Annotated in this window: 22 protein-coding genes, 4 tRNA genes and 1 other RNA gene; 21 read left to right on the forward strand and 6 right to left on the reverse strand. The window is 68.0% G+C overall.

Translation table 11 applies throughout. The features are described 5' to 3' along the window. Window positions 1-71: 71 nt before the first annotated feature. The 9 genes from ABD017_RS02410 (at window position 72) to ABD017_RS02450 (ending at window position 8,704) form a co-directional block, all read left to right on the forward strand. A complete protein-coding gene (locus ABD017_RS02410) occupies window positions 72-833 on the forward strand; it encodes an FHA domain-containing protein (protein ID WP_343879759.1) in 762 nt (253 codons plus the stop codon). Window positions 834-914: 81 nt separating this feature from the next. Beyond that, window positions 915-2,000: a 3-phosphoserine/phosphohydroxythreonine transaminase gene (serC, locus tag ABD017_RS02415; RefSeq protein ID WP_343879761.1), complete on the forward strand. Its 1,086-nt coding sequence runs from the start codon at window positions 915-917 to the stop codon at window positions 1,998-2,000. Window positions 2,001-2,073: 73 nt separating this feature from the next. Continuing rightward, window positions 2,074-3,162, forward strand: a complete 1,089-nt coding sequence (pheA, locus tag ABD017_RS02420; RefSeq protein WP_343879763.1) for a prephenate dehydratase — start codon at window positions 2,074-2,076, stop codon at window positions 3,160-3,162. Between the two features lie 17 nt (window positions 3,163-3,179). After that, window positions 3,180-4,490: a 3-phosphoshikimate 1-carboxyvinyltransferase gene (gene aroA / locus ABD017_RS02425; protein WP_343879765.1), complete on the forward strand. Its 1,311-nt coding sequence runs from the start codon at window positions 3,180-3,182 to the stop codon at window positions 4,488-4,490. Between the two features lie 289 nt (window positions 4,491-4,779). Next, a complete protein-coding gene (gene kdsB / locus ABD017_RS02430; protein ID WP_343879767.1) occupies window positions 4,780-5,562 on the forward strand; it encodes a 3-deoxy-manno-octulosonate cytidylyltransferase in 783 nt (260 codons plus the stop codon). Beyond that, on the forward strand, window positions 5,559-6,020 hold the full coding sequence (locus tag ABD017_RS02435) for a low molecular weight protein-tyrosine-phosphatase (RefSeq protein WP_343879769.1): 462 nt from the start codon (window positions 5,559-5,561) through the stop codon (window positions 6,018-6,020). Before kdsB ends, ABD017_RS02435 begins: the two co-directional genes overlap by 4 nt. Window positions 6,021-6,075: 55 nt before the next feature. Beyond that, complete coding sequence (gene uvrC, locus ABD017_RS02440) at window positions 6,076-7,914, forward strand: excinuclease ABC subunit UvrC (protein WP_343879771.1); 1,839 nt, start codon at window positions 6,076-6,078, stop codon at window positions 7,912-7,914. Between the two features lie 71 nt (window positions 7,915-7,985). Beyond that, on the forward strand, window positions 7,986-8,591 hold the full coding sequence (gene pgsA / locus ABD017_RS02445; RefSeq protein WP_343879773.1) for a CDP-diacylglycerol--glycerol-3-phosphate 3-phosphatidyltransferase: 606 nt from the start codon (window positions 7,986-7,988) through the stop codon (window positions 8,589-8,591). Window positions 8,592-8,628: 37 nt separating this feature from the next. Continuing rightward, window positions 8,629-8,704 (forward strand) — tRNA-Gly (locus ABD017_RS02450). Window positions 8,705-8,862: 158 nt separating this feature from the next. On the opposite strand, the gene ABD017_RS02455 is transcribed toward ABD017_RS02450, so the two are convergent. Then, complete coding sequence (locus ABD017_RS02455) at window positions 8,863-9,450, reverse strand: DNA-3-methyladenine glycosylase (RefSeq protein ID WP_343879775.1); 588 nt, start codon at window positions 9,448-9,450, stop codon at window positions 8,863-8,865. Between the two features lie 128 nt (window positions 9,451-9,578). Between ABD017_RS02455 and ABD017_RS02460 the strand changes: the two genes are divergently transcribed. After that, complete coding sequence (locus tag ABD017_RS02460) at window positions 9,579-10,298, forward strand: uracil-DNA glycosylase family protein (protein ID WP_343879777.1); 720 nt, start codon at window positions 9,579-9,581, stop codon at window positions 10,296-10,298. 7 nt (window positions 10,299-10,305) lie between these two features. Here ABD017_RS02460 and ABD017_RS02465 read toward each other — a convergent pair whose 3' ends face one another. After that, window positions 10,306-11,727, reverse strand: coding sequence for an FAD-binding oxidoreductase (locus ABD017_RS02465; protein ID WP_343879779.1), 1,422 nt, complete (start codon window positions 11,725-11,727; stop codon window positions 10,306-10,308). Between the two features lie 163 nt (window positions 11,728-11,890). Between ABD017_RS02465 and ABD017_RS02470 the strand changes: the two genes are divergently transcribed. The 4 genes from ABD017_RS02470 (at window position 11,891) to ssrA (ending at window position 12,763) form a co-directional block, all read left to right on the forward strand. Beyond that, window positions 11,891-11,966, forward strand: a tRNA-Gly gene (locus ABD017_RS02470). Between the two features lie 54 nt (window positions 11,967-12,020). Next, window positions 12,021-12,094, forward strand: a tRNA-Cys gene (locus ABD017_RS02475). 138 nt (window positions 12,095-12,232) lie between these two features. Continuing rightward, window positions 12,233-12,319: transfer RNA gene (locus ABD017_RS02480), tRNA-Leu, on the forward strand. 90 nt (window positions 12,320-12,409) lie between these two features. After that, window positions 12,410-12,763: a transfer-messenger RNA gene (gene ssrA / locus ABD017_RS02485) on the forward strand. Window positions 12,764-12,842: 79 nt separating this feature from the next. On the opposite strand, the gene ABD017_RS02490 is transcribed toward ssrA, so the two are convergent. Together ABD017_RS02490 and ABD017_RS02495 are read right to left on the reverse strand one after the other, a co-directional pair. After that, window positions 12,843-14,033: a cation:proton antiporter gene (locus ABD017_RS02490; protein WP_343879781.1), complete on the reverse strand. Its 1,191-nt coding sequence runs from the start codon at window positions 14,031-14,033 to the stop codon at window positions 12,843-12,845. Window positions 14,034-14,093: 60 nt separating this feature from the next. After that, entirely contained in the window at window positions 14,094-15,527 is a 1,434-nt protein-coding gene (locus ABD017_RS02495; RefSeq protein ID WP_343880642.1) for an MFS transporter, read from the reverse strand. Between the two features lie 184 nt (window positions 15,528-15,711). Between ABD017_RS02495 and rnk the strand changes: the two genes are divergently transcribed. The 4 genes from rnk to ABD017_RS02515 all read left to right on the forward strand — a co-directional run bounded on the left by rnk (window position 15,712) and on the right by ABD017_RS02515 (window position 20,924). Beyond that, a complete protein-coding gene (gene rnk / locus ABD017_RS02500) occupies window positions 15,712-16,122 on the forward strand; it encodes a nucleoside diphosphate kinase regulator (RefSeq protein WP_343879783.1) in 411 nt (136 codons plus the stop codon). A gap of 83 nt (window positions 16,123-16,205) precedes the next feature. After that, window positions 16,206-18,590 (forward strand): NAD-dependent DNA ligase LigA, encoded by a 2,385-nt coding sequence (ligA, locus tag ABD017_RS02505; RefSeq protein ID WP_343879785.1) that lies wholly within the window; start codon window positions 16,206-16,208, stop codon window positions 18,588-18,590. Further along, window positions 18,583-19,551, forward strand: coding sequence for an EF-P lysine aminoacylase EpmA (epmA, locus tag ABD017_RS02510; RefSeq protein WP_343879787.1), 969 nt, complete (start codon window positions 18,583-18,585; stop codon window positions 19,549-19,551). Before ligA ends, epmA begins: the two co-directional genes overlap by 8 nt. A 50-nt stretch (window positions 19,552-19,601) precedes the next feature. Continuing rightward, complete coding sequence (locus ABD017_RS02515; RefSeq protein ID WP_343879789.1) at window positions 19,602-20,924, forward strand: MFS transporter; 1,323 nt, start codon at window positions 19,602-19,604, stop codon at window positions 20,922-20,924. Here the strand turns inward: ABD017_RS02515 and ABD017_RS02520 are convergent. Both ABD017_RS02520 and sbcB read right to left on the reverse strand, forming a co-directional pair. Beyond that, window positions 20,891-21,574: a DUF2461 domain-containing protein gene (locus ABD017_RS02520; RefSeq protein WP_343879791.1), complete on the reverse strand. Its 684-nt coding sequence runs from the start codon at window positions 21,572-21,574 to the stop codon at window positions 20,891-20,893. The genes ABD017_RS02515 and ABD017_RS02520 overlap by 34 nt on opposite strands. Window positions 21,575-21,602: 28 nt before the next feature. Beyond that, a complete protein-coding gene (gene sbcB, locus ABD017_RS02525) occupies window positions 21,603-23,051 on the reverse strand; it encodes an exodeoxyribonuclease I (protein ID WP_343879793.1) in 1,449 nt (482 codons plus the stop codon). Window positions 23,052-23,126: 75 nt separating this feature from the next. Between sbcB and orn the strand changes: the two genes are divergently transcribed. The 3 genes from orn to glmM are packed head-to-tail and all read left to right on the forward strand — an operon-like array spanning window position 23,127 to window position 26,033. After that, the gene (orn, locus tag ABD017_RS02530) at window positions 23,127-23,693 is read left to right on the forward strand and encodes an oligoribonuclease (RefSeq protein ID WP_343879795.1); all 567 of its coding nucleotides are present in this window, start codon (window positions 23,127-23,129) and stop codon (window positions 23,691-23,693) included. 27 nt (window positions 23,694-23,720) lie between these two features. Next, window positions 23,721-24,629: a dihydropteroate synthase gene (gene folP / locus ABD017_RS02535; RefSeq protein ID WP_343879797.1), complete on the forward strand. Its 909-nt coding sequence runs from the start codon at window positions 23,721-23,723 to the stop codon at window positions 24,627-24,629. A 51-nt stretch (window positions 24,630-24,680) separates the two neighbouring features. Next, window positions 24,681-26,033, forward strand: a complete 1,353-nt coding sequence (gene glmM, locus ABD017_RS02540) for a phosphoglucosamine mutase (protein ID WP_343879799.1) — start codon at window positions 24,681-24,683, stop codon at window positions 26,031-26,033. Window positions 26,034-26,082: the final 49 nt, after the last annotated feature.

The raw sequence follows: 26,082 nt of genomic DNA on the forward strand, positions 1-26,082 counted from the left end.
ATGCCTTCGGTTGCACGGCGGTCTGGGCGCTTGCGCATGCTAGAGTTCCGCCTCTCCCGCCTGGTACAGCGATGCGCATCGAGTTTCCCCGTTCGGCCCGCGAGGATTTCCACTGGACGCAGCCCCAACTGCGCATTGGCAGTGCGCCCGACAACGACCTGGTGCTGGCGGCGGGCCATGCCGCGGAACACCATGTGCGGATCCAGCACGACCGTCGCGGCTGGGTGTTGCAGGTGCTTTCCCCGGCCGCGCGCATCCATGTGAATGCCCGCCCGGTGCGCGAGCGGGCGCTGCTGCGCGCCGGTGACGTGGTCAGCGTGGGCGGTTGCCGCATGCTGTTGCGCGATGACGAAGACCCGGCGCGGCGCGAGGCCGCGCCGGTACCGCGGGAGGGCTGTTGCACCGTGGCGCTGCGCGCCGTGGGTGGCCCGTTGTCGGGGCGCGTGCTGTCGTTGGGCGATCGTCTCGAACTGGGTGCGCAAAGCCGCATTCCGCTGGATCTGCCGCAAGGCGAGCAGGCCTCGCTGCGCATCTTTTGGCATGCCGGGCAGCTGATGCTCGAGGCGGGCCAGTCGTCGGCCAGTCATCCGCTGCGCGTCAACGGGGTCGTGGCCGACCGGCTGGCGCTGCAGCCGGGCGACCAGATCGGCCTGGCCTCGCATCGTTTCGTGGTGGATGCGCCCGGCATGATGCCCGAGGCGCCCGTGCCCGAATTGCAGCTGCCTGTGGCGCCCGAAGTCGTGGCCGGCCCCCGCGGCGAAGTCTGGTGGCTGATCGTCACCGCTGCGGTGCTGGCGCTGGGCATCGCGATGGTGTTGCTGATCCGCTTCTGAAACATGCTGACGCGTGCAGGCGCTTGACCAGCGCTTGCTGCGCTGCGCCATAATACTTGACCTACCTCGGGGAGCCATGCAGTGAGCAGAATCTGGAATTTCAGCGCTGGCCCGGCGGCGTTGCCGTTGGCCGTGCTCGAACGTGCGCAGCGCGACATGCTGGACTGGAACGGCAGCGGCGCATCGGTGATGGAGTTGTCCCATCGCGGCAAGCGCTTCGGCGAGCTGGCCGCGCAGACCGAGGCCGACCTGCGCCAGCTGATGGCGATTCCGGATGATTACGCGGTGCTGTTCCTGCAGGGCGGGGCCACCCAGCATTTCGCGCAGATCCCGATGAACCTGGCGGGAGAGAACGACAGCGCCGATTACCTGATCACCGGCCATTGGGGCGAAAAGGCCGCCAGCGAAGCGGCGCCCTACGTAAAGGTGAACGTGGCCGCCAGCAGCAAGGCGCAGAAGTACCTGCGGATGCCACCGCGCGAGGAGTGGCAGCTCGATCCGAACGCTGCCTACGTGCACTACACCACCAACGAAACAATCCACGGCGTGGAGTTCCACGACGTCCCCGACGTGGGCGACGTGCCGCTGGTGGCGGACATGTCGTCCGATATCCTCTCCGGGCCCATCGACGTCTCGAAGTTCGGCCTGATCTACGCCGGCGCGCAGAAGAACATCGGCCCGGCCGGCTTCGTGGTGATGGTGATGCGCCGCGACCTGCTGCAGCGCGCCACGCGGCCGATGGCGCGCATTCTTCGCTACGCCGAGCACGCCGCCGCCGGCTCGATGCTCAATACGCCCAATACCTGGGGCTGGTACATCACCGGGCTCACCCTGCAATGGCTGAAGGAGCAGGGCGGCCTGGCCGCGATGGCCGAGCGCAACCGCGCCAAGGCAGAGCACCTGTACCGCGCCATCGACGGCTCGGGCGGCTATTACCGCAACCCGGTCGACGTGGCTGCGCGTTCGCGCATGAACGTGCCTTTTACCCTGCACGACAGCGCGCTCGACGCCGCTTTCCTGCAGGAATCGGAGGCCGCCGGACTGATCGCGCTGAAGGGCCACAAGGCGCTGGGCGGCATGCGCGCCTCGCTGTACAACGCGGTGCCGTTCGAAGCGGTCGAGGCGTTGACCGGCTTCATGCAGGACTTTGCCCAGCGGCACGGGTAATGGCCGCGAACGGGCTCTTCAGGCAAGATGCCCGTTCATCATTTGGACTTCTTTCCATCCAGGCGGCTGAACCATGAGCGACCCCAAGATCTCGCTGAGCGACATGCGCGAGCGCATCGACAGCATCGACCGCCAGATCCAGGAGCTGATCTCCGAGCGTGCGCGGCGCGCGCAGCAGGTGGCGCAGGTGAAGGGCGCCGGGCTTTCGGCGATCGACTACTACCGCCCCGAGCGCGAGGCGCATGTGCTGCGCATGGTGGTCGACCGCAACCAGGGCCCGCTGTCCGACACGGAAATGGTGCGGCTGTTCCGCGAAATCATGTCCTCCTGCCTGGCGCAGGAGGATCCCCTGAAGATCGGCTATCTCGGCCCCGAGGGAACATTCAGCGAACAGGCCGTGCGCAAGCATTTCGGTCATGCCGCCTACAGCCTGCCGCTGGGCAGCATCGAGGAAGTGTTCCAGGAAGTGGCCGCCGGCAATGCCGATTTCGGCGTGGTGCCGGTGGAGAATTCCGGGCAGGGCATGATCCAGATAACGCTGGATCTGTTCCTCACCTCCGAGGCGATCATCTGCGGCGAGGTTGAGCTGCGCGTGCACCAGTGCCTGCATTCGCAGAACGGCCGGCTGGAGGACGTCAAGCGCGTCTACGCGCACGCGCAGTCGCTGCAGCAGTGCAAGAGCTGGCTGCGGCTGAACCTGCCCACCGCCGAGTGCATTGCCGTCAGCAGCAATGCCGAGGCCGCGCGGCTGGCGCGCCATGCCGACGACGTGGCCGCCATCGCCGGCGAGACCGCCGGCCGCGTCTACGGCCTGAAGACCGTGGCCGAGGCGATCGAGGACCGCGCCGACAACACGACCCGCTTCCTGGTCATCGGCCGCTCGCTGTTCCCGCCGTCGGGCAATGACCGCACCTCGCTGCTGGTCACCGTCAACGACAAGCCCGGCGCGCTCTATGACGTGCTCAGCCCGCTGGCGAAACACAAGGTCAGCATGAACCGCATCGAATCGCGGCCGGCGCACACCGGCAAGTGGCAATACGCCTTCTTCATCGACGTCTCGGGCCACATTTCCGACGAGGCGGTGCAGGCGGCAGTGAAGGAGATCGACGGCAACGCCGGCACCGTGCGCGTGCTCGGCTCCTACCCGGTGGCGTTGCCGTGAGCGCAGGAGAAGGTGGAGTGAACTCGTTTGACTGGGTCAGCCGCCAGGGCGGGCCATTGCACGGCAGCGTGCGTATTCCCGGCGACAAGTCGATTTCCCATCGCGCGCTGATGCTCTCCGCGCTGGCCGATGGCGCCTCGCGCATCCGCGGCTTTCTCGAAGGTGAGGACACCCGCGCCACAGCCGCGGTGCTGGCGCAACTCGGGGTGAAGATCGAAACCCCCGCCGATGGCGAGCGGCTGGTGCATGGCGTGGGCCTGCATGGTCTGCGCGCTGCCACCGAACCGCTCGATTGCGGCAACGCCGGTACCGGCATGCGCCTGCTGGCGGGGTTGCTGGCCGGGCAGGCGTTCGACAGCACCTTGATCGGCGATGCCTCGCTGTCCAAGCGGCCGATGCGGCGGGTCACCGATCCGCTGGGCCAGATGGGCGCGCGCATCGATACGCAGGATGGCTTGCCGCCGCTGCACGTGCACGGCGCACAACCGTTGCGCGGCATTCGTTACGCCTTGCCGGTGGCAAGCGCGCAGGTGAAATCCGCGCTGCTGCTGGCCGGTCTTTATGCCGCGGGCAGCACCGAGATCATCGAGCCGCATCCCACCCGCGACTACACCGAGCGGATGCTGGCGGCGTTCGGTTGGCCGATCACGTTCTCGCCCGGCAGCGCCAAGCTCGACGGCGGTCATGCGCTGCGCGCCACGGACGTCGACGTGCCGGCGGATTTTTCCTCGGCGGCGTTCTTCATGGTGGCCGCCAGCATCGTGCCCGGCTCCGAGCTGCGCCTGCCGGCGGTGGGTCTCAATCCGCGCCGCACCGGCCTGCTGCAGGCGCTGCGCCTGATGGGTGCGGACATCCGCGTCGAGAACTCCCGCGAGAGCGGTGGCGAGCCGGTCGGCGACCTGCTGGTACGCCACGCGCCGCTGCACGGCATCGAACTGCCCGAGGCGCTGGTGCCGGACATGATCGACGAGTTCCCGATCCTGTTCATCGCCGCCGCGATGGCCAGCGGTCGCACCGTGGTGCGCGGCGCCGCCGAACTGCGGGTGAAGGAATCCGACCGCCTCGCCAGCATGGCCACCGGCCTGCGCGCCTTGGGTGCACGCATCGAGGAAACGCTCGACGGCGCGATCATCGACGGAGGCGCGTTGGGCGGCGGCGAGGTGCAGACCCACATGGACCACCGCATCGCGATGAGCTTCACCGTGGCTGGCCTGGTAGCCACCGCGCCGGTGCGCGTGCGCGATTGCAGCCATGTTGCCACCTCGTTCCCCGGCTACCGGGAACTGGCCAACGCCTGCGGTTTCGCCATCGAGCCCACAGTCGATTGATGGCGGGCGGCATCGCTTTCGCTGCCGTTTGCTTTTCATGTGACCGTCGCGCCATCCACCGTTCGCCCTGAGCGTAGGCCGAAGGCCGAAGTCGAAGGGTGACCACGGGAAAGCTGCAGCTACCCAGCAGCGCTTCGACTTCGCCCGCTTGCGCGGGCTACGCTCAGCGTGAACGGCTGATAGCTTCCGCTCACGATTGCCATTTTTTCCTGTCCCTCGCCACCTCGCGAAAAGCTCGTTTCGCGACTGCGCAGCCGTTACGCTTGCGCGATCCCAGCACGAGCCCGCCATGCCCATCGCCACGCTACCATTCATCGTCGCCATTCCCGCGCGCTACGGCTCCACCCGTCTGCCGGCCAAGCCGCTGCGCGCCATCGATGGCGTGCCGATGGTGGTGCGCGTGGCGCAACGGGCGCTGCAGGCCGGCGCCGTGCAGGTGGTGGTGGCGGTGGACGACACGCGCATAGCCGAGGCGCTGGCCGGCCAGGGTGTGGCGGTGTGCATGACCCGCGCCGACCACGCCTCGGGCAGCGACCGCCTGGCCGAATGCGCGGCGCACTACGGTTGGAGCGATGACACCATCGTGGTGAACCTGCAGGGCGACGAGCCCTTCGCGCCAGCGGCTGGCATCCGCGAGGTGGCACGCGCGCTGGCCGAGGACGACGCCCCGATGGCGACACTGGCCACGCCGATCGGTGATGCGCACGAGCTGTTCGATCCGAACGTGGTGAAGCTGGTGCGCGATGCCAACGGCCGCGCGCTGTACTTCAGCCGCGCGCCCTTGCCGTGGGCGCGCGATGCGTTTGTGGCAAATCGCGATGCCTTGCCCCGCGATACGCCGTTCCTGCGTCACATCGGCATCTATGCCTACCGCGCCGGGTTTCTGCGTCACTACACCCGGCTATCGCGCATGCCGCTGGAACAGGCCGAGTCGCTGGAGCAGTTGCGTGTGCTGGAGCATGGCCACGCCATCGCGGTGCGTCTCTCGCCCGAGCCGTTTCCGCCGGGCATCGACACCGAAGCCGACCTTGCCCGCGCCGAAGACTGGTTGCGCAGCCAGGCACGGGCATGACGCGCATCCTGTTCGTCTGCCTCGGCAATATCTGCCGCTCGCCGCTGGTGGAGAGCGTGGCGCGCAAGCGCTGCGCCGAAGCCGGCTTGTCGGTGGCGTTCGCCTCCTGCGGTACCGGTGGCTGGCACGCCGGCAACGGCGCCGACCCACGCATGCGGGCAGCGGCCCGCGCGGCGGGTTTCGATCTCGAAAACCATCGCGCACGGCAGTTGCAGGCGGCGGATTTCGACCGCCACGAGTGGTTGCTGGCGATGGACAGCACCAACCTGGAGGAGCTGAACCGGCTGACGCGGCCCGGCGCGGTGGGTCAGGCAGCGTTGTTCCTGCCGTGGGCCGGCATAAACTCGCCAAAGGATTTTCCGGACCCGTATTACGGCGGGTCCGAGAGCTTCCGGCGCAGCGTCGCCCTGGCCGAACGCGGTGTTGCCGGGCTGATCGAACGCCTGCACAAGGGCTGAGCCGGCGCACCGCCGTCGGCGCGGCCTGCGGGCCAGAACGGCTAGAATCGGCATCATGCAGTCATCATCGTCGCCGGCCTTCGACGGCAAGGCTTTCGTCCAGACACTCTCCAGTTCGCCTGGCGTCTACCGCTACTTCAACGCGGCGGACGAGCTGCTCTATGTCGGCAAGGCCAGCAACCTCAAGAAGCGGGTGGGCAGCTATTTCCTGAAGCCGCGCATGGAACCGCGCATCGCGGCGATGGTGGCGCAGATCGCGCGCGTGCAGATCACCGTCACCCGCACCGAGGGCGAGGCGCTGCTGCTGGAGTCGCAGCTGATCAAGTCGCTCAAGCCGCGCTACAACATCCTGCTGCGCGACGACAAAAGCTACCCCTACATCTACCTCTCCAGCGGCGAGGACTACCCGCGGCTGGCATTCCACCGCGGCGCGCGCAACCTGCCGGGACGTTATTTCGGACCGTATCCCAGCACCTGGGCGGTGCGCGAAAGCCTCAGCCTGATGCAGAAGCTGTTCAAGGTGCGCCAGTGCGAGGACAGCTATTTCCGCAACCGGTCGCGGCCCTGCCTGCTGTATCAGATCGGTCGATGCAGCGGCCCCTGCGTCGGCTTGATCGGCGTGGCCGATTACGCCCGGGACGTGCGCCATGCCGAGATGTTCCTGGAGGGGCGCAGCAGTGCGGTGATCGACGAGCTGGCCGAGGCGATGGAGCAGGCCAGCAAGGCGCTGGATTTCGAGCGCGCGGCCAGGTTGCGCGACCAGGTCGCCACCTTGCGCCAGCTGCAGGCGCAGCATCACGTGCAGGGCGCCAGCGCCGACATGGACGTGCTCGCCTGCTGCATCGAGGCGGGCATGGCGTGTGTCAGCGTGCTGTTCTTCCGCAACGGCATCAGCCTGGGCACGCGTGACTTCTTTCCGCGGCTGCCGCTGGATGCCGAGCCCGGCGACGTGCTCACCCAGTTCATCGCGCAGTACTACCTCGATCGTCCCGTGCCGCGCGAGCTGGTGCTGGGTGAGAGTCTGGCCGACCAGCAGATTCTGGGCGACATGCTGGCGCAGCATTCGGGCCATCCGGTGGAGCTGAAAACCAGCGTGCGCGGCGAGCGGGCGCGCTTCCTGCAGATGGCGCAGCGCAACGCGCAGGCCTCGCTGACCGGCCGCCTGGCCAGCCGGCAGACGCTGGGTACGCGCTTCGACGACCTGCAGAAAGTGCTGGGCCTGGACGAGCCGCCGCGGCGCATCGAGTGCTTCGACATCAGCCACACGATGGGCGAGGCCACCGTGGCCTCGTGCGTGGTGTTCGGTCCCGAGGGGCCGGAGAAATCCCACTACCGCCGCTTCAATATCACCGGCATCACGCCCGGTGACGACTACGCGGCGATGTACCAGGCGCTCACCCGCCGCTTCCGCAAGCTGGCCGAAGGCGAGGGCGCGCGGCCGGACATCCTGCTGATCGACGGCGGTGGCGGCCAGGTGGCGCAGGCGCTGGACGTGCTGGACGAGCTGGGCGTGAGCGGCATCGTGGTCGTGGGCGTGGCGAAGGGGCCGGGCCGGCGCGCGGGCGAGGAAACGCTGGTGCTGGCGCGCAACGATCGCACCCTGGGCGGCGAGCTGCATCCGGGCTCCTCGTCGCCGGCGCTGCACCTGGTGGCCGCGGTGCGCGACGAGGCGCACCGGTTCGCCATCAGCGGCCATCGCAAGCGGCGCGAGAAGGCGCGCGAGCGCAGCGTGCTGGAGGATGTGCCGGGCATCGGCGCGCGCCGCCGCTCGGCGCTGCTGAAAACCTTCGGCGGCATGCAGGGCGTGGAGGCGGCCGGCGTCGAGGAGCTGATGCAGGTGAAAGGCATCGATCGCGGCCTGGCCGAGCGCATCTACGCCACCTTGCATGGCTGAACGATGCAACCACGTTCACTCTCCGGCCGCGTGCGCGCGTGCGACACTGTGACAAATCACTGGATCGAATCATGAGCATCAACCTGCCGACCTGGCTGACCCTGTTCCGCGTTGCGCTGCTGCCGGTCATGGTCGTCGTGTTCTACCTGCCTTTCCCCGGCCACAACGCCACCGCCGCGGTGGTTTTCCTGCTGGCGGCATTCACCGACTGGCTGGACGGCTACCTGGCGCGGCGGCTCAAGCTCACTTCCGCCTTTGGCGCGTTCCTCGACCCGGTGGCCGACAAGCTGATGGTGGCGGTGACGCTGTTCCTGCTGGTGGAATCGCACCGCGGCGGCTGGCCCGGCATCCTGATGGCGGTAACCGCGGCGATCATCGTGGGGCGCGAGATCAGCGTGTCGGCGCTGCGCGAATGGATGGCCGAAATCGGCATGCGTGCCACGGTCAAGGTGGCCTTCATCGGCAAGCTGAAAACCGTGATGCAGATGGTGGCGCTGGTGGTGCTGATCGTGCAGCACGAGAAGGCGGCCGAGGCGCTGCGGCTGTATCACATCGGCGAAGCGCTGCTGGTGATCGCCGGCGTGCTGACGATCTGGTCGGGCCTGCATTACCTGCGCGCGGCCTGGCCCAGCCTTCGCGCCGATAGCGCATCGCCGTCGGCAGGCAAAAACGCTTGACGCTCCGGATTCACGTATTAGAATGCGCGGCTCCAATGCGGGAATAGCTCAGTTGGTAGAGCACGACCTTGCCAAGGTCGGGGTCGCGAGTTCGAGTCTCGTTTCCCGCTCCAGAATTTGATCCGCCAGGGCCCATAGGTGTTGCGCGGATTCCTTGCAAAAAGGGAGCGAAAGCTCCCTTTTTGCTGTCCGGTGTTTCGCCCGTGGGGTGGCTTTCGCCGTCCGTCATCCCGGTCCGCGCATCGCGGGAGCAGTATCGCTGCCATCGCCCCTAGCGCCGCGAAACATGCGGGTCATCGGCGACATACCAGCGCCATGTTTCGCTGGTGGCCCGCGAGATCCCGATGCGCGGGGTTTCGACCGGTCGTGCCGGGGGTGGGGTACCGTCGTCGATGATGCTCAGGCTCGCGAGCCCGCTGACGAGGTCGATGCCGTCGCAGCTCCCGTCGATGTCGAAGGCCTTGCACAGGCGGGCAGGGCCGCGGCAGAGGTCCCTGTCGCGTCGGCAGGCGGCACGTGCCGCACGCATCTGCTCCAGCCCCGTCAAGGGCGCCAGTGCCCGCAGCAGCACACCCACGCCTTCGCCCACGTCCCCGCAAACGGCGTTGCAACACCAGTGCATGCCGTAGGTGAAGTAGACATACATGTGCCCCGCCGGCCCGAACATGCTGGCATTGCGTCGGCTCTTGCCGCGGTAGGTATGCGCGGCGGCGTCGTTGGCGCCGCAATAGGCCTCCACCTCGACGATGCGGCCGCTGCGCCCGTCGTTGCGCAGCAATACCTTGTTCAACAACGCCGGCGCCACCTCGCGCGGATCGCGTTGGTAGAACGCCCGGTCAAGCAGGATGCCGCTGTGCATGCCACCCATGTCCTCAATGCCCGCACAACACGGGTGTCGTCCGCCAGCGTAGCCCAAGGCGCCTATCGGACGGATGACTGCCGGCACGGGGTTACACTGCCACGTTGTTCTCCGCTTCCGCCAAACCGATGACTGCCACGACTGGCCTGCTCAAGATCGTCCGGAACTTTGCAAGCGAGATTGACCGCTTGCGCTGGAGCACGCCCAGCCACGTCTACAACCCGCTGATCTACGCATGGCACGCGCATCGTGAATACCTGCAGCGCTACGGCACTGCGCGCGAGCGGGTGTTGCTGCTGGGCATGAACCCGGGGCCATGGGGGATGGCCCAGACGGGCGTACCGTTTGGTGACGTGGCGATGGTGCGCGATTGGTTCCACATCCCGTCGCCACTGGCCGAGCCGCTGCCGCCGCAACACCCCCGTTACCCGATCCTCGGCATGGCCTGCCATCGCAGCGAGGGCAGCGGCTCGCGCGTGTGGCGCTGGGCGCAGTCCCGCCTGGGCACACCGGAGGCCTTTTTCGAACGCTTTTTCGTCTGGAATTATTGCCCGCTGCTCTTCATCAAGGATGGACGCAACCTCATCCCGGAGCGGTTGGGCAAGGCCGAGACCGACGCGCTGACCGCGGTCTGCGATCGCGCGCTGGCGACCGTGGTGCGCGCGCTGCAGCCATCGGTGGTGGTGGGTATCGGCCGCTACGCGCAGCAGCGGGCCACTGCCGTGCTCGGTGCGGACGCGGATGTGCGCTACCTGCTGCACCCGAGCCCGGCCAATCCGGCCGCGAACCGCAACTGGCCCGCGCTGGCCGAGCAGGTGCTTGGCCCCTGGCTGCCACTGCCGCCCTGAGCGGCGTTTACGGATGGGCGATCAGCACCTTGCCGGGGTTCATGATGCCGTGCGGGTCGAGCGCCCGCTTGAGCGTGTGCATCATGGCGAGCTCGACCGGGTCCTTGAACCGCACCAGCGCCTCGCGCTTGAGTTGGCCCACGCCATGCTCGGCACTGATCGATCCGCCGGCACGGCTCACGTGCGTGTGTACCAGCTCGAAAATCGCGTCCTGCCGTGCCAACAGGCTGGCCTCGCTCCAGCCGGCGCCGGGGGCGACGTTGTAATGCAGGTTGCCGTCGCCCAGGTGGCCGAAAATCACGTGGCGCACGCCGGGAAACGCCTGCTGCAGCGCCTCGTTGGTGTCGCGCACGAAGTCGGCCATGTGCGAGACGGGAATCGAGATGTCGTGCTTCACCGCCTTGCCGGCCGCCTTCTCGGCCAGCGGGATGCTTTCGCGCAGATGCCACAGCGCCCGGCTTTGCGCGACCGAACTGGCGATGGCCACGTCGCGGACGCCGTCGCTGGCGACGGCTTCACCCAGCACGGTTTCGAGACGATCCCGCGCGTGCGCTTCGCTTTCGCTGTCGGAAAGCTCCAGCAACACATGCCACGGCAGCGTCGCGGCACCGGCGTCGAAGGGCAGCCGTTGCTCGGGAAACGTGCGAACGACCGCGGCGAGGCAGTCGCCGGCCATCAGCTCGAAGGCGGTCAGCGACGCGCCAAACCCCCGCCGCGCCAGCGACAGCAAGGCGACGGCCGCGTCGATCGAAGTCAGCGCCACCAGCGCCGTACACGTGGCCGCCGGCCGCGGGTACAACTTCAATGTCGCTGCGGTGATGATGCCCAGCGTGCCCTCGCTGCCGATGAACAGGTCGCGCAAATCGTAGCCCGTGTTGTCCTTGCGCAAACCGCGCAGGCCGCGCCAGATATCGCCGCTTGCGGTGACCACCTCCAGCCCCAGCGCCAGCTCGCGCATGGTGCCGTAGCGAAGCACCTGGGTGCCGCCGGCATTGGTCGCAAGGTTGCCACCGATCGTGCAGCTGCCTTCCGAGCCGAGGCTCAGCGGGAACAGCCGGCCGGCCTCGCGGGCGGCCTCCTGCACCGCCTGCAGTGCGCAACCGGCCTCCACGTCCATGCTGTCGTTGCGCGGGTCGACGGCCCGAATCCGGTTCATGCGTCGCAGCGAAAGCACGATGGCGCGGCCCGAGTCGTCCGGCGTGGCGCCGCCACACAATCCCGTGTTGCCTCCCTGGGGCACGATCGGCACGCCGGCGGCCGCGCACAGGCGCACGACGGCGGCGACCTCGTCGGTAGAGCCCGGCCCGACCACCGCCTGCGCGCGGCCGCTGTAGCGTTCGCGCCAGTCGGTGAGGTAGGGCGCGGCGTCGGCGCCAGCCCATACATGCGTGTCGCCTACGATGGCGCGCAGGTTGTCCAGGAAACTCATTGCCGCTCGCAGTCCAGGGCAGGGACGTGCATTGTAGGCGCCGCACGCGGCGGGGCGTCCCGCCCACAGCGGCACGTCCGCAGGATGCGTCCCACGCAGCCAACCGCGCAGGCGCAGGCTGCTTCACATCGGGCCGGGTTCTGCTATCATTCGCGGCTCAGATGCGGGAATAGCTCAGTTGGTAGAGCACGACCTTGCCAAGGTCGGGGTCGCGAGTTCGAGTCTCGTTTCCCGCTCCAGTTCTGCAAAGCCTCGGTTCACCGGGGTTTTGTTTTAAGGAAGCATTGCGCAACGGCCAGGTGGCAGAGTGGTCATGCAGCGGACTGCAAATCCGCGTACGCCGGTTCGATTCCGACCTTGGCCTCCATTGCGCAACACCTTGCACTCCCAGCTTGAACCCGCCGATGGCGGGTTTTTTGTTGCCGCCGCCGCGCCATGGGCCGTGGACCGCGCATGCTACGATTCGCGCCGCCGGCCGACGCGTCCGGCAGGTCGGAACATCCGCGCCCGGGTGGCGAAACTGGTAGACGCAAGGGACTTAAAATCCCTCCGCCGCAAGGCGATGCGGGTTCGATCCCCGCCCCGGGCACCAGCGTTCCAGGCGGCGCCGGTCATCGGCGACCGGCATTGATGCCGCGCGCGGCGACCCCATATACTTGTTCGGTCATATCAGCTTTTCCCCGGGGGTGTCCTGGCTTCGACGGGGGTAGTGAGATGACTTGGTGCATGCCGAGGGGGCAGCTTTCCTCGTTAATCCAGCAGCAAACTCATAGTTGCCAACGACGACAACTACGCTCTGGCCGCTTAAGGCCTAGCCCCGAACCCACTTGTGCTCATGCTCGTCGGTGTAGGGTCATTATCATGAGATCGCCGAACGCTGCCGCCTGGCGGTTCTAGGCTAAATCAATCAGGCTGGTTTCGCGGTGCGCTTTGCCCACCGTGCTTGTCGCGAAACGAGATCGAACGGTGAGCTAAGCATGTAGATCCGGGCATTGAACATCCTCGGACGCGGGTTCGACTCCCGCCACCTCCACCACTTCAGCGACACCGCAGTACGAAAAAAGCCGGAATCCCCAGGGATTCCGGCTTTTTTTGTGCGCGGCATGGCGTGACGCCTACGACGGCTCGCCGCCCCCGGCTTCGGGCCGCTTCAGCAGCCAGGCCAGGATCGGCGGGGTGAGCATGGCGGTGAGCAGGGACATGGCCACGATCAGCGCGTAGATGCGGTTGTCGAACACGCCGGCGGCGAGGCCGAGGCTGGCCACCACGATGCCTACTTCGCCGCGCGGCACCATGCCGAAGCCGATGATGGTGGCGCTGCGCGTGCCCAGCGGCAGCGAGCCCAGCCAGCCGCCGACCAGCTTGGAAACCACCGCGATGGCGGTGACCACGGCCAGCATCAGCAGGGCCTCGGCACCGGCCAGCTCATGCAGGTCGATCTTGCTGCCGGTGACCACGAAGAAGAACGGCGTGAGCAGCGCCAGCAGCGGTTTCACCTGTTGTTCGAGCGTGTGCTGCTGGCGGGTTTCGGAGGCGATCATGCCGGCCAGGAAGGCGCCGATGATGGCGGCCAGGCCGAACACGGTGGACAGGCAGGCCAGGCCCAGGCACAGCGCCAGCACGATCATCAGCGGCGAATGCGGGCCCAGCGGCACATCCAGCCAGCGCGAGTTCCAGCGCATCACGCGGGCGCCGCCCCAGCCGATCACCACGATGAAGCCCACCGCGCCGGCCAGCACCATCAGCAGGTGCGCCGCGTCGAACGAACCGCCCCCCTGCAGCGACACCACCACGCCCAGCAGCAGCATGGCGAGGATGTCGTCGATCACCGCGGCGCCCAGGATCACCTTGCTTTCCACCCGCTGCAGCGCCCCCAGCTCCTGCAGCACGCGGGCGGTGATGCCGGCGGAGGTGGCGACGAAGGCAGCGGCCACGAACAGCGAACGGTCCCAGTCGAAACCGTTGCCGTGAGCCCACACGCTGCCCATCGCGAACGGCACGATGACGCCGATGACGCCCACCGCGAACGCGATCTTGCCGACCTTCTTCAGGTCCTCCAGCCGCGTCTCCAGGCCCACGGCAAACAGCAGCAGGATCACGCCGACCTCGGCCAGCACGTCCAGCGGCGTGCCCGGGAGAATCTGCGCCGGGGTGATCCAGCCCAGCAGCGAGGGACCGATGGCGCAGCCGGCGGCGATCTCGCCCACCACGCCGGGCAGCTTCAGGCGCTGGGCGATCTCTCCGCCGATCTGCGCCGCCACGAAGACGATGAACAGGGTGAACAGGATGCTGCTGGGGTCGTGCATGCGGCGCGTGTCCTGGGTGGTGAAACCGCCATGCTACATGCGCGATGCGGCGCGGTGCCGTCAGCTGGCCGGCGGGCGATCGCGCCGCAACTGGCTGAACACACGGCTGGCGCCGGCGGTGATCGCCGCCAGGATCAGCACCGTCCAGCGGAACGCCACCACGTAATCCTCGTGGGCGTGGCCATTCAGCATCGCCTGCATCAGCAAGGTGGCCAGCGCGATGCCAAAACTCATCGCCAGGTATTGCGCGGTGGAAGCCATCGACGAGGCCATCGACGCGTGCTTGATGTCCAGGTCGGTGTAGATCAGCGTGTTCATGGCGGTGTATTGCATGCCGGCAAAGGCGCCGTAGAAGAACGCCAGCAGGCCGATGGCCCATACCGGCGTGGCCGGGCCCAGCAGGGCGAACATGGCCAGCAGCGCGGCCACGATCAAGGTATTGCCCAGCAGCAGCCGGCGATAGCCGTAGTGCACCAGGACGCGGTTGATTACCCACTTGGCGATGATGGACCCCAGCGCCTGCGGCACCATCATCAGGCCGGCCGCCAGCGGCGACCAGCCGCAGCCGATCTGCAGGAACAGCATCAGCAGCAGGAACATGCCCGAGATGCCCAGCCGGGTGAACAGCCCGCCGGCCAGCGCCACGCGCACGCTGCGTACGCGCAGCAGGTTCAGGTCGGCCACCGGATGCGCCGTGCGGCGGCTGTGCCATACATACAGCGCGCCCAGACCCACCGCCGCCAGCGTGTACAAACCGATGCGCCCCCACGGCACCGGCGTGCTGCCGGCCAGTTCCGAGGCGACCAGCAACAGCGCCGAGGCGGCGGCGAACATGACGAAGCCGCGCCCGTCGAACCGGTTCGCGCGTTCCAGCCGGTAATCGGGCATGTCGCGCCGGTTCATCCAGTAGCCGGCAATCGCCACCGGCACGTTGATGAGGAAGATCAGCCGCCACGAGGTGTACTCCACCAGTGCGCCGCCCAGGAACGGGCCCAGCACGGAGCCGAGCAGGCCGAACGTCGATACCGTGCTCATCGCGCGCACGAATTCGCGTTTCTCGATGCTGCGCACCAGCACGTAGCGACCCACCGGCATCAGCGAAGCGCCGCCCACACCCTGCAGCACGCGCGCGCCGACCAGTTGCGGCAGCGTCTGCGCCAGCCCGCACAGCAGCGAGCCCAGCCCGAACACCATGATCGCGATGCCGAACACCCGCCGCGTCCCCAGGCGATCGCACAGCCACGGGCTGGCCGGAATCAGGATCGCCAGCGTCAGCACGTAGCTGGTAAGCGCCGTGCGCATGCCCAGCGGCGTTACCTCCAGCGCGCCGGCCATCGCGGGTACCGCGGTGTTGACCACGGTGGAATCCAGCGATTGCATGAAGAACGCCGCGGCCACCAGGTACAGCAGGCCGCGAAACTGCACGCGCGACGACAATCGCGGCGGATCATACGCAGGAGCGGAGGGGGAATCCGTGGGCGCCGGGGCAGACATGCGGCGCATGGTATCTGCTGTGGCAACTTGCTTTTCGTGAGCGTCCTGCGCAGAGTTAGCCTTGTTTTATCCGCCGATCGTGACCACATCGGGCATGACGGCCATACAATGACCAGGCGCGCCGGGGCGGTTTCGTTCCGGCGTGTGCTTTTGTGCGGCACGGCCGCCAGCATCAGGAATAGCCATGAGCAACAAGCCACCGATTACTGTTTCCCGCGTCGACATGGAGCGCATCGAAGCGTTGCTGGAACGGCTGCCTGCCGCCGAAGCGGCCCGTTGTGCCGCGCTCATCGCCGAGCTGGACCGTGCCGACGTGGTCGAACCCACGGCCATGCCCGCCGACACCGTGACGATGAACTCCACCGTCAGCTTCGAAGACGAGCACGATGGCGAAAAGCTCACCCTGACCCTGGTGTATCCCAACGCTGCCGGCGCGCCCGGCACCATCTCCATCCTGGCGCCGGTGGGCATGGCGCTGCTCGGCCTGTCGCGCGGCCAGCATATCGACTGGCCCACGCCCGACGGCCGCCAGCGTCGGCTGCGGGTGCTGGGTGTCGACTACCAGCCCGAGGCGGCCGGGCATTTCCATCGCTGATCTTGTCCTGTCCGTCGGCGCCGAAGCGGCGGTTCGGCGGCTTCACGCGGCCTCGGTAGAATGCGCGGGATACGGAGACGCGCATGACCGAATCCTCGCCACCGCCTGAAGCCCTCGCGCGCGCCGCTGCCCTGCGGGCGGCGATTGAACAGGCCAATTACCGCTACCACGTCCTCGACGACCCGGACATCACCGACGCCGACTACGACCGCCTGATGCGGGAGCTGGAAGCGCTGGAAGCCGCGCACCCGGCGCTGGCCTCGGCCAGCTCGCCCACGCGCACGGTGGGCGCGCGGGCGCAAGGCGGCTTTGCCGAAGTGCGCCACGCGATCCCGATGCTGTCGCTGGGCAACGCGTTCGAACAGGCCGGCGATACCGAGCGCGAACGCTTCCGCGAGATTGCCGAGTTCGAGCGGCGCATCGAGCAGACCCTGGATCGGCGCGCGCCGGTATTTTCGGTCGAACCCAAGCTGGACGGCCTGGCCATCAGCCTGCGCTATGAACACGGCGTGTTCGTGCAGGGCGCCACCCGCGGCGACGGCGAAACCGGCGAGGACGTGACCGCCAATCTGCGCACGGTGCGCGCGATCCCGCTGAAATTGCGCGGCGAGGGCTGGCCCGAGGTGCTGGAAGTGCGCGGCGAAGTGATCATGCTGCGGAAGGATTTCGAGGCATTCAACGCGCGTGCCCGCGCCAATGGCGACAAGCCGCTGGCCAATCCGCGCAACGGTGCGGCCGGGTCGCTGCGCCAGCTCGATCCGGCGATCACGGCAAAACGGCGGCTGAGCTTCTTCGCCTACGCCATCGGGGTGGTCGAGGGCGGCGAACTGCCGCCCACCCATTCGGCCACCTTGCAGCAGTTGCGCGAGTGGGGCTTTCCGGTGTCGCCCGAGGTGGACAAGGCGCGCGGTTTCGACGGCCTGATCGCCTATTTCCAGCGCATTGGCGCCAAACGCGACAGCTTGCCGTACGACATCGACGGCGTGGTCTACAAGCTGGACGACTACGCCGGCCAGCGCGAGATGGGCTTCGTATCGCGGGCGCCGCGCTGGGCCATCGCGCACAAGTTTCCCGCGCAGGAGCAGACCACCACCGTCGAGGCGATCGAGATCCAGATCGGCCGCACCGGTGCGGCCACGCCGGTGGCGCGGCTGGCGGCGGTGCAGGTGGCCGGCGTCACCGTCACCAATGCCACGCTGCACAACGCCGACCAGATCGCGCGGCTGGACGTGCGCGTGGGTGACACCGTGATCGTGCGCCGCGCGGGCGACGTGATCCCCGAGGTGGTGCGTGTCGTCGCCGACCAGCGTCCGGCGCACACCGTGCCCTGGACGATGCCGGCGCACTGTCCGGTTTGCGGTTCCGCGCTGATGCGCGAGGAGGGCGCCGCGGCCTGGCGCTGTTCCGGCGGCCTGGTGTGCGGCGCCCAGCGCACGGAGGCGTTGATCCACTTCGCCTCGCGCCGCGCGATGGACATCGAAGGCCTGGGTCAGCGCTTCGCCGAGGCGCTGGTGGAACTGGACATCGTGCACACGCCGGCCGATCTGTACGCGCTCACCGTCGACGGCTTCGTGGCCATGAAACAGGCGCTCGACGAGCGCGACGGCACCACGCCCGAAACGGTCAAGGCCGGCAAGGTCGCCACTCGCTGGGCCGAGAACCTGGTGGCCGGCATCGAGGCCAGCAAGCAGACCACGCTGCCCCGCTTCCTGTTTGCGCTGGGCATCATGCACATTGGCGAAAGCACCGCCAAGACGCTGGCCAGCTGGCTGGGCCGGCTGGAATTCGTGCGCAGCATGCCGGCCAGCGTGTTGCGCGTGCTGCCGGACGTTGGCGACGAGGTGGCGGCGTCCATCGCCGGTTTCTTCGCGCAGCCGGGCAACCAGCAGGTGGTCGACGATCTGCTGGCGGCCGGCGTCGTGCTCGGCGACGAGGCTGCGCCGTCGCCGCTGCTTCGCGAGCGCCTTGATCTGGGCGTACTGCTGGCCCAGGCCGGCGTCAGCAAGCTCGGCCCCAAGAGCTGCCGGCTGCTGGCCGAGCATTTCCCCGCGCTGGATCGACTGCTGGCCGGTGGCCCGGTGCACTGGACCACCGCGGGTTTGCCGCAGAGCGCGGTGAAAGGTTTGGAGGAACGTCTCGCCGATCCGTCCGTCGTCGCCAACTTGCGTGATGCCGAGGCCAGCATGCAGCGCCTGCTGGCCGCCATTCCCGCCGCCGCCACGGTGACGCGCGCACCGCTGGAGGGCCAGACGTTCGTGCTCACCGGCACGCTGGCCTCGCTCACGCGTGAGGACGCCAAGGCCAGGCTCGAAGCCCTGGGCGCCAAGGTATCGGGCTCGGTGTCGAAGAAAACGAGCGTGGTGGTCGCCGGCGAGGCGGCCGGTTCGAAGCTGGACAAGGCGCAGGAACTGGGTGTGCCGGTATGGGACGAGGCGCAACTGCTGGCCTTGTTGTCGACGCATGAGTGACGAAACCACGGGGGACCCGCTGCAGTCCCTGCATCTTCGTGCGCGCTTCTACGCTCTGGCTCGCGCGTTCTTCGCCGACCGCCACGTGCTGGAAGTGGAAACGCCAATCCTCTCCGCGGCTGGCAATACCGAGCCCAACATCGAGAGCTTCACCACCCATTTCAGCGGCCACGTGGACGCCGGCGCGCGTGAGCGCTGGCTGCGCACGTCGCCCGAATATCCGCTGAAGCGCCTGCTGGCCGCGGGCATCGGCGACTGCTACGAACTGGGCCGCGTGTTCCGCAACGGCGAGGCTGGCGGCCGCCACAACCCCGAGTTCACCATGCTGGAGTGGTATCGCGTGGGTTGGGATCACCACCGCCTCATGCACGAGACGATCGAACTGGTGCAGGCGGCGTTGGCGATGGTGGGCCGGCGGGCCGACGTGAGGGTGACGACGTATCGACAGCTGTTCGTGGACGCGCTGGGCATCGATCCCGACCAGGCCACGGTGGAAGCGTTGCGCGCATCGCTGGCCGAATTCGGCATCGACCCCGACGGCCTGGTGCGGGACGACTGGCTCGACCTGCTGATCACCCATCGACTGCAGCCGGCGTTTCCGACCGATCGCATCACGGTGATCCACGACTACCCGGCCAGCCAGTGCGCGCTGGCCAGGGTGCGTCCCGGCTCGCCGCCGCTGGCCGAGCGCTTCGAGTTGTACCTGGGGCGCTACGAGCTGGCCAACGGCTACCACGAGTTGAACGATGCGGCGGAACAGCGGCAGCGTTTCGAGCGCGACAACCGCGTGCGGCGCGGGCGTGGCCAGCGCGAGATACCGATCGACGAGCGCATGCTGGCCGTGCTGGACGCGCTGCCCGATTGCGCCGGTGTGGCGCTGGGCGTGGAGCGCCTGCTGATGTGCCTGGCCGGTACCGACGCGATTGCCGACGTGCTGGCGTATCCGTTTTCCGAGGCCTGAGCGTCCGCTGCGGGTGCTAAGTTACGCTCCTTTTCCCATGGGATAGACGCATGCCGCCAGACACCGTTCCGCTGGAGCGCGGGCTCGATCGCCGCGATGCGCGCACCTTGTCGCTGGCGGCGCTGGGCGGCGCACTGGAGTTCTATGACTTCGTGGTGTTCGTGTTTTTCGCGATCCCGCTTGGCCATCTGTTCTTTCCTCCGGCGACGGCGCCCTGGCTGGCGCAGTTGCAGGTATTCGGCATCTTTGCCGCCGGGTACCTGGCGCGGCCGCTGGGCGGCATCGTGTTGGCGCATTACGGCGACACGCTGGGGCGCAAGAAGATGTTCATGCTCAGCGTGCTTCTGATGGCCTTGCCCACGCTGGGCATCGGCCTGCTGCCGGTATATGCGCAGATCGGCGCGCTGGCGCCGCTGTTGTTGCTGTTGCTGCGCGTGGTGCAAGGCATTGCGGTGGGCGGCGAGGTGCCTGGCGCGTGGGTGTTCGTGGCCGAGCACGTGCCCCGGCGACGGGTGGGTTTTGCCTGCGCCAGCCTTACCTCGGGGCTGACCGTGGGCATCCTCATCGGTTCGCTGGTGGCCGCGGCGATCAACAACGTCCTGACTCCGGCCGAGGTGCTGGATCATGGCTGGCGCTGGCCGTTCCTGGTCGGCGGCGTGTTCGGCTTCATCGCCGTCTGGCTGCGCCGGTGGCTCAGCGAGACGCCGGTGTTCGAGGCGATGCAGGCGCGCAGGGAGCTGGTTTCCGGCCTGCCCTTGAAGCGGGTGCTGGAGCGGCACCTGCCCAGTGTGCTGCTGTCGATGCTGGTGACCTGGATGCTTACCGCGGCGATCGTGGTGGTGATCCTGATGACGCCGTCGCTGGTGCAGTCGACCTTTCATATCGCGCCGGCGCGCGCCTTCCTGGGCAACAACGTGGCCTCGTTCGCGCTGGCCGTGGGATGCCTGTTCTATGGCTGGCTGGCCGACCGCATTGGCCACGCACGCGCCCTGCTGCCGGGTGCGGTCGGACTGCTGTTGAGCAGCTATGTGCTGTACCTGGATCTGCAGGCTGGCGGTGCGCATTTCATCGCGCTGTATGCGCTGGCGGGTTTCGCCGTGGGCGTGGTGGGTGTGGTGCCGGCGGTGATGGTGGCGGCGTTTCCGCCGGCGGTGCGTTTCTCTGGCTTGTCGTTTTCGTACAACGTCGCCTATGCGCTGTTCGGCGGGCTGACCCCGCCGCTGATCGGTCTGCTGGTGCGCCATGCCGGTGTGCTGGCGCCGGCGCATTACGTGGCCTTCACCGCGCTGATCGGTGCGGGCGTGGCGCTATGGCTGCTGGCCCGGCGCAGCGGCGTGGTTCAGAACTCCAGTTCCTGCGCGGCGCAAAGGTAATCCACCAGCGGCGCGACCTGCCTGAAGGTGGCGACGGTCCAGGGCAGCAGCTCGCTGGAGCAGGCCAGCTCCTCGCTGAACGGCGCGGAGGCGATGAAGTCCTTGCGCTTCAGGTCGGCGATCAACTCGTGCGCGGGATCGTAGCCGCGCGGCGGACGAATCAGCGATTCGCCACCCAGCTGCAGATCACCAAACGCCTTGCCACGGGTCGCGCGTTTCCACGCCGCCGGGTTGTCGACCAGGAAGCCGCGGATGCGCTTCAGCGCGTCGGGTTCGGGATGCCACATGCCGCCGCCGGCGAAACAGTCGCCCGGTTCGATGTGCAGGTAGAAGCCCGGCGCCTGGATTTCGTGGCGCCGCACGTGGAAGAAGCGCGAGCCCTGCCAGGGCTTGTACGGCAGCTTGTTGTTGGAATAGCGGGTGTCGCGATAGATGCGGTACAGCGAGCCGCCGTTCTTGCGCGGGTCGGCGCGGTAGTGCTCGCTGATGGTCGACAAGGGCTGCTGCAGGTCGGTGATCAACTGCAGGAACGGCTCGCGCACGTGGCGCTCGTAGTCGTTCTTGTGTTCGTGAAACCACGCCCGCTCGTTGTGGCGGTCGAGCGCGCGCAGGAAACGGAAGGTGGCGGGAGTGAAATAGCTTGCAGGCATGGCGTTTCGTGGGGAAGGGAGGTTGCGCTCAGGCCGGGATCGGCAGGTCGAGGGCGAGCTGCTCGCCCCAGGCCTGCAGTTGATCCAGCAGGGCCAGTTGGCCCTGTGCGGCGGGGTCGGCCCGCAGGTCGGCCAGTCGCGCGAAATAATCATCGAGGGTGAGCACCGTCAGCGTGGTGTGCCGCGTGAGCCGGTCGTGGCAGAACCGCTGCCAGCGCTCGTGCTCCTGCGCATCCAGGGTCTGCGGCCAGTTGCGGGCGCGGTAGCGGAACAGCAACTCCGGATAGCGCGCATCGCGAAACGGGAACGCGCGTTCGCCCAACTGTTCCGGCGGCGTGGCGCGCACCTGGGTGAGCAGGCGCTTGTCGGCGTCGGGCAGGAAGCCACCGCCGTACAGGGCCAGCTCCGGGTCTTCCGGCGGCGGCAGCGCGCTGGCGCGCTGGAACACGCGGCGCAGCTTTTCCGCCAGCCCGTCCACCGCGTGCAGCACATCGCGGTGGGCAAGGCAGCGATCCACGTCCAGCTGCAGCCGCGCCGTGTCCACGCCCTGCAGCACCGACAGCGGCGCCAACGCCGGCGCGTGGTTGGCGCGGATGGTGCGCAGCGGGATGCGCTCGACGCCTTCGGGCAGGTCGGCGCGCGCGGTGAAGATGCGGTCGGCGATGTCGTCCTCGTCCAGCGCCAGCCATTCGGCCGGGTCGGTGGAAAGGTCGTACACGATGATCTCGCCAGGGCGCGCCGGATGCGTCGCCAGCGGCACCACCAGCGCCAGGCAATGCCGGCTGGCCGGGTAGCGTGACGACACATGGACCATCGGCGTGTGGTTCACCACGTCCAGCAGCTCGAACACCTTCTGCTTGCGGCGCAGGCCGTAGTACCAGTCCCACAGCCGGGGTTGGCGCACGCGGATCAGCCGCGCCAGGTCGATCAGCGCGTAGACGTCGGACAAGGCGTCGTGCGCGCGCTCCTGCCTGAGCTGGTTGGCCTGGGCCAGGTGCTCCAGCCTGAAACTTGGCGAGCCGTCCTCGCGCGTGGGCCACACGATGCCTTCCGGCCGCAGCGCCTGGCACAGCCGCACCAGGTCGATCAGGTCCCAGCGCGAATTGCCGTTCTCCCACTCGCGCCCGTACGGCTCGTAGAAGTTGCGGTACAGCATCTGCCGCGTGATCTCGTCGTCGAAACGCAGCGAGTTGTAGCCCACGCCGCAGGTGCCGGGCATGGCCAGTTGCTCGTGCACGCGGGCGGCGAACTCGGCCTCGATCAGCCCCTCGCGCTCGGCCAGCTGCGGCGTGATGCCGGTGACCAGGCAGGCGTCGGGGTGGGGCGGCATTTCGCGCGGCGGCTTGCCGTAGAACATCACCGGCTCGCCGATGATCTCCAGCTCCAGCGTGGTGCGGATGCCGGCGAACTGCACCGGTCGGTCGCGCCGCGGGTCGGCGCCGAACGTCTCGTAGTCATGCCAGAAAAAGGTCTGCATGAACGCATCATCTCACGCGACGATCACGGGCAAGCGTGAGCAAGGCTGATAAACTTGCACTCCCAAGGAGGACCCATGAGCCAAGCCCACGACGACAACCTGATCTGGATCGATCTGGAGATGACCGGCCTCGACACCGACCGCGATTCCATCCTGGAGATCGCCACGGTGGTCACCGACAAGGAGCTGAACGTGCTGGCCGACGGCCCGGTGTTCGCCATCCGCCACGAGATCGACCGGCTGGAGTCGATGGACAGCTGGAACCGCAACCAGCACCACAAGTCGGGGTTGTGGCGCCAGGTGCTCAATTCCGAAACCGACCACGCCATGGCCGAACAGGCCACGGTGGATTTCCTGCGCGCGTGGGTGCCGCCGGGCAAGTCGCCGATGTGCGGCAACTCCATCTGCCAGGACCGCCGCTTCCTGCATCGCGAAATGCCGCGGCTGGAGCGCTACTTCCACTACCGCAACCTGGACGTGTCCACGCTGAAGGAGCTGGCGCGGCGCTGGGCGCCGGAGATCGCCCGTGGTTTCGGCAAGGAATCGGCCCACACGGCGCTGTCGGACATCCGCGATTCAATCAACGAACTGCGCCACTACCGCCAGTTCATGGGCCCGCTGGGCGGGCTGCAGACGCCGTGATGCGCAGCGGCGACCTGAGGTAATCCCATGTCGATGGATTTGCTGGCGCCCGTGCTGGATTGCCATGGCCGACCGCTGCGGCTGGATCGCCCGCGCGTGGTGGGCATTCTCAACCTCACTCCCGATTCGTTTTCCGACGGCGGCAGCCACGACAGCGTGGACGCCGCCGTGGCGCATGCGCTGAAGATGGTGGAGGAGGGCGCCGACATGATCGACGTGGGCGGCGAATCCACCCGCCCCGGCGCCGCCGACGTATCGATCGACGAGGAGTTGCGCCGCGTGATCGCGGTGATCGAGCAACTGGCAGCGCGCAGCGATATCCCCATCGGCATCGACACCTCCAAGCCCGAGGTGATGCGCGCGGCGGTCGCCGCCGGCGCGGGCATGATCAACGACGTCTACGCACTGCGCCGCGAGGGCGCCATGGAGGCCGCTGCCGAGCTGCGCGTACCGGTGTGCCTGATGCACATGCAGGGCGAACCGCGCAGCATGCAGGACGCGCCGCATTACGACGACGTGGTGGGCGAGGTGCACCGCTTCCTCACCGACCGGCTGTTTGCCTGCGAGCTGGCCGGCATCGAGCGGCGCAACGTGATGGTCGACCCGGGCTTCTGCTTCGGCAAGACGCTGGAGCACAACCTGGCACTGCTGGCCGCGCTGGACCGCTTCACCTCGCTGGGCAGCGGCGTGTATGCGGGTTTGTCGCGCAAGTCGATGATCGGCACGCTGACCGGCCGGCGGGTACCCGCCGAGCGCGTCGCCGGCTCGGTCGCGGCCGCGTTGATCGCGGTGCAGCGCGGCGCACGCTTGGTTCGCGTTCATGACGTGGCTGCCACGGTGGATGCGCTGGCGGTGTGGCAACCGGTGCACGCGCTGGATGCCGCTCCGCGGCGCGAGGAAAAGAGCGCGATGCCGCGCTGGCCCGACGACGATTGACCTTCCACTTCTTCCGCCGGCCCGGTGGCCGCGAACGGACAAGGAAATTCCATGACGCAACGCAAGTATTTCGGTACCGACGGCATCCGCGGCATGGTGGGCGAATGGCCGATCAGCGCGGATTTCATGCTGCGCCTGGGCCGCGCCGCCGGCAGCGTGCTGGCGCGCCACAGCAAGGGTCGCCCGCTGGTTTTGATCGGCAAGGACACGCGCGTGTCCGGCTACATGTTCGAGTCGGCGCTGGAGGCCGGGCTGGTGGCCGCGGGCGTCGACGTGGGCCTGCTCGGCCCGATCCCCACGCCCGCGGTGGCGTTTCTCACCCGCTCGATGCGCGCCAGCGCCGGCATCGTGATCAGCGCCTCGCACAACCCGCACCACGACAACGGCATCAAGTTCTTCTCCGCCGATGGCGAGAAACTGTCCGACGAGGTGGAGCTGGCGATCGAGCAGGAGGTGGATGCCGAGTTCGTCACGGTGGCGTCGGAAAAACTGGGCAAGGCCAGCCGTCTCACCGACGTGGTGGCGCGCTACACCGAATTCTGCAAGGCCACCGTGCCCGAGGATTTCAGCCTGCGCGGGCTGAAGCTGGTGCTCGATTGCGCCCACGGCGCCACGTACCAGGTCGCGCCGCGCGTGTTCAGGGAGCTGGGCGCCGAGGTGGTGGCGATCGGCGACAAGCCCGACGGCTTCAACATCAACCATGGCGTGGGCAGCACCCACCCGCAGGCGCTGCAGCAGGCGGTGCTCGACCACGGCGCCGACATCGGCATCGGCTTCGATGGCGACGGCGACCGCGTGGTGCTGGTCGACCGCCACGGCACGCTGGCCGATGGCGACGACATCCTCTATGTGCTGGCACACAGCCTGCGTCGCCGCGGTCTGTTGCATGGCCCGGTGGTCGGCACGCTGATGAGCAACTACGGGCTCGAGCTGGCGCTGGGGGACATCGATGTACCGCTGATCCGCGCCAACGTGGGCGACCGCTACGTGATGCAGCAGCTGAAGCAGCACAAGGGCATGCTCGGCGGTGAAACCTCGGGCCATATCCTGTGCCTGGACCGCGCCACCACCGGCGACGGCATCGTCTCCGCGCTGGCCGTGCTGGAAGCGCTGGGCGAAACCGGCCAGGACCTGGTCGGCGCCCGCGCGGGGCTGAAAAAACTGCCGCAAGTGATGCTCAACGTGCGCGCGAACGGTGCCCGCGAATCCCTGCACAGCGCCGAGGTGCGCCAGGCGCAGGCCGAGGTGGAGGAAACCCTGCGCGGCCGCGGCCGGGTGGTGCTGCGTGCGTCGGGTACCGAGCCGCTGGTGCGCGTCACCATCGAGGGTGCCGATGCCGACGAGGTGCAGTCGTTGGCGGAGAAACTGGCCGGGATAGTAAAATCGGTAGCCGAACGTTCGTGAACCTGTAGTTGTAGCGGGTCGCCAGGGAAAGGCCCGACGTGCACCGACC

This window comes from Rhodanobacter caeni (genome assembly GCF_039523575.1).
Classification (GTDB): domain Bacteria; phylum Pseudomonadota; class Gammaproteobacteria; order Xanthomonadales; family Rhodanobacteraceae; genus Rhodanobacter; species Rhodanobacter caeni.

Bases quoted from the DNA above. Each gene is read 5' to 3' on its own strand.
- ABD017_RS02410 (WP_343879759.1), top strand. From the start codon at position 72: ATGCGCATCGAGTTTCCCCGTTCGGCCCGCGAGGATTTCCACTGGACG.
- pheA (WP_343879763.1), top strand. From the start codon at position 2,074: ATGAGCGACCCCAAGATCTCGCTGAGCGACATGCGCGAGCGCATCGAC.
- kdsB (WP_343879767.1), top strand. From the start codon at position 4,780: ATGCCCATCGCCACGCTACCATTCATCGTCGCCATTCCCGCGCGCTAC.
- ABD017_RS02435 (WP_343879769.1), top strand. From the start codon at position 5,559: ATGACGCGCATCCTGTTCGTCTGCCTCGGCAATATCTGCCGCTCGCCG.
- uvrC (WP_343879771.1), top strand. From the start codon at position 6,076: ATGCAGTCATCATCGTCGCCGGCCTTCGACGGCAAGGCTTTCGTCCAG.
- pgsA (WP_343879773.1), top strand. From the start codon at position 7,986: ATGAGCATCAACCTGCCGACCTGGCTGACCCTGTTCCGCGTTGCGCTG.
- ABD017_RS02455 (WP_343879775.1), bottom strand. From the start codon at position 9,450: ATGCACAGCGGCATCCTGCTTGACCGGGCGTTCTACCAACGCGATCCG.
- ABD017_RS02460 (WP_343879777.1), top strand. From the start codon at position 9,579: ATGACTGCCACGACTGGCCTGCTCAAGATCGTCCGGAACTTTGCAAGC.
- ABD017_RS02465 (WP_343879779.1), bottom strand. From the start codon at position 11,727: ATGAGTTTCCTGGACAACCTGCGCGCCATCGTAGGCGACACGCATGTA.
- ABD017_RS02490 (WP_343879781.1), bottom strand. From the start codon at position 14,033: ATGCACGACCCCAGCAGCATCCTGTTCACCCTGTTCATCGTCTTCGTG.
- ABD017_RS02495 (WP_343880642.1), bottom strand. From the start codon at position 15,527: ATGTCTGCCCCGGCGCCCACGGATTCCCCCTCCGCTCCTGCGTATGAT.
- rnk (WP_343879783.1), top strand. From the start codon at position 15,712: ATGAGCAACAAGCCACCGATTACTGTTTCCCGCGTCGACATGGAGCGC.
- ligA (WP_343879785.1), top strand. From the start codon at position 16,206: ATGACCGAATCCTCGCCACCGCCTGAAGCCCTCGCGCGCGCCGCTGCC.
- epmA (WP_343879787.1), top strand. From the start codon at position 18,583: ATGAGTGACGAAACCACGGGGGACCCGCTGCAGTCCCTGCATCTTCGT.
- ABD017_RS02515 (WP_343879789.1), top strand. From the start codon at position 19,602: ATGCCGCCAGACACCGTTCCGCTGGAGCGCGGGCTCGATCGCCGCGAT.
- ABD017_RS02520 (WP_343879791.1), bottom strand. From the start codon at position 21,574: ATGCCTGCAAGCTATTTCACTCCCGCCACCTTCCGTTTCCTGCGCGCG.
- sbcB (WP_343879793.1), bottom strand. From the start codon at position 23,051: ATGCAGACCTTTTTCTGGCATGACTACGAGACGTTCGGCGCCGACCCG.
- orn (WP_343879795.1), top strand. From the start codon at position 23,127: ATGAGCCAAGCCCACGACGACAACCTGATCTGGATCGATCTGGAGATG.
- folP (WP_343879797.1), top strand. From the start codon at position 23,721: ATGTCGATGGATTTGCTGGCGCCCGTGCTGGATTGCCATGGCCGACCG.
- glmM (WP_343879799.1), top strand. From the start codon at position 24,681: ATGACGCAACGCAAGTATTTCGGTACCGACGGCATCCGCGGCATGGTG.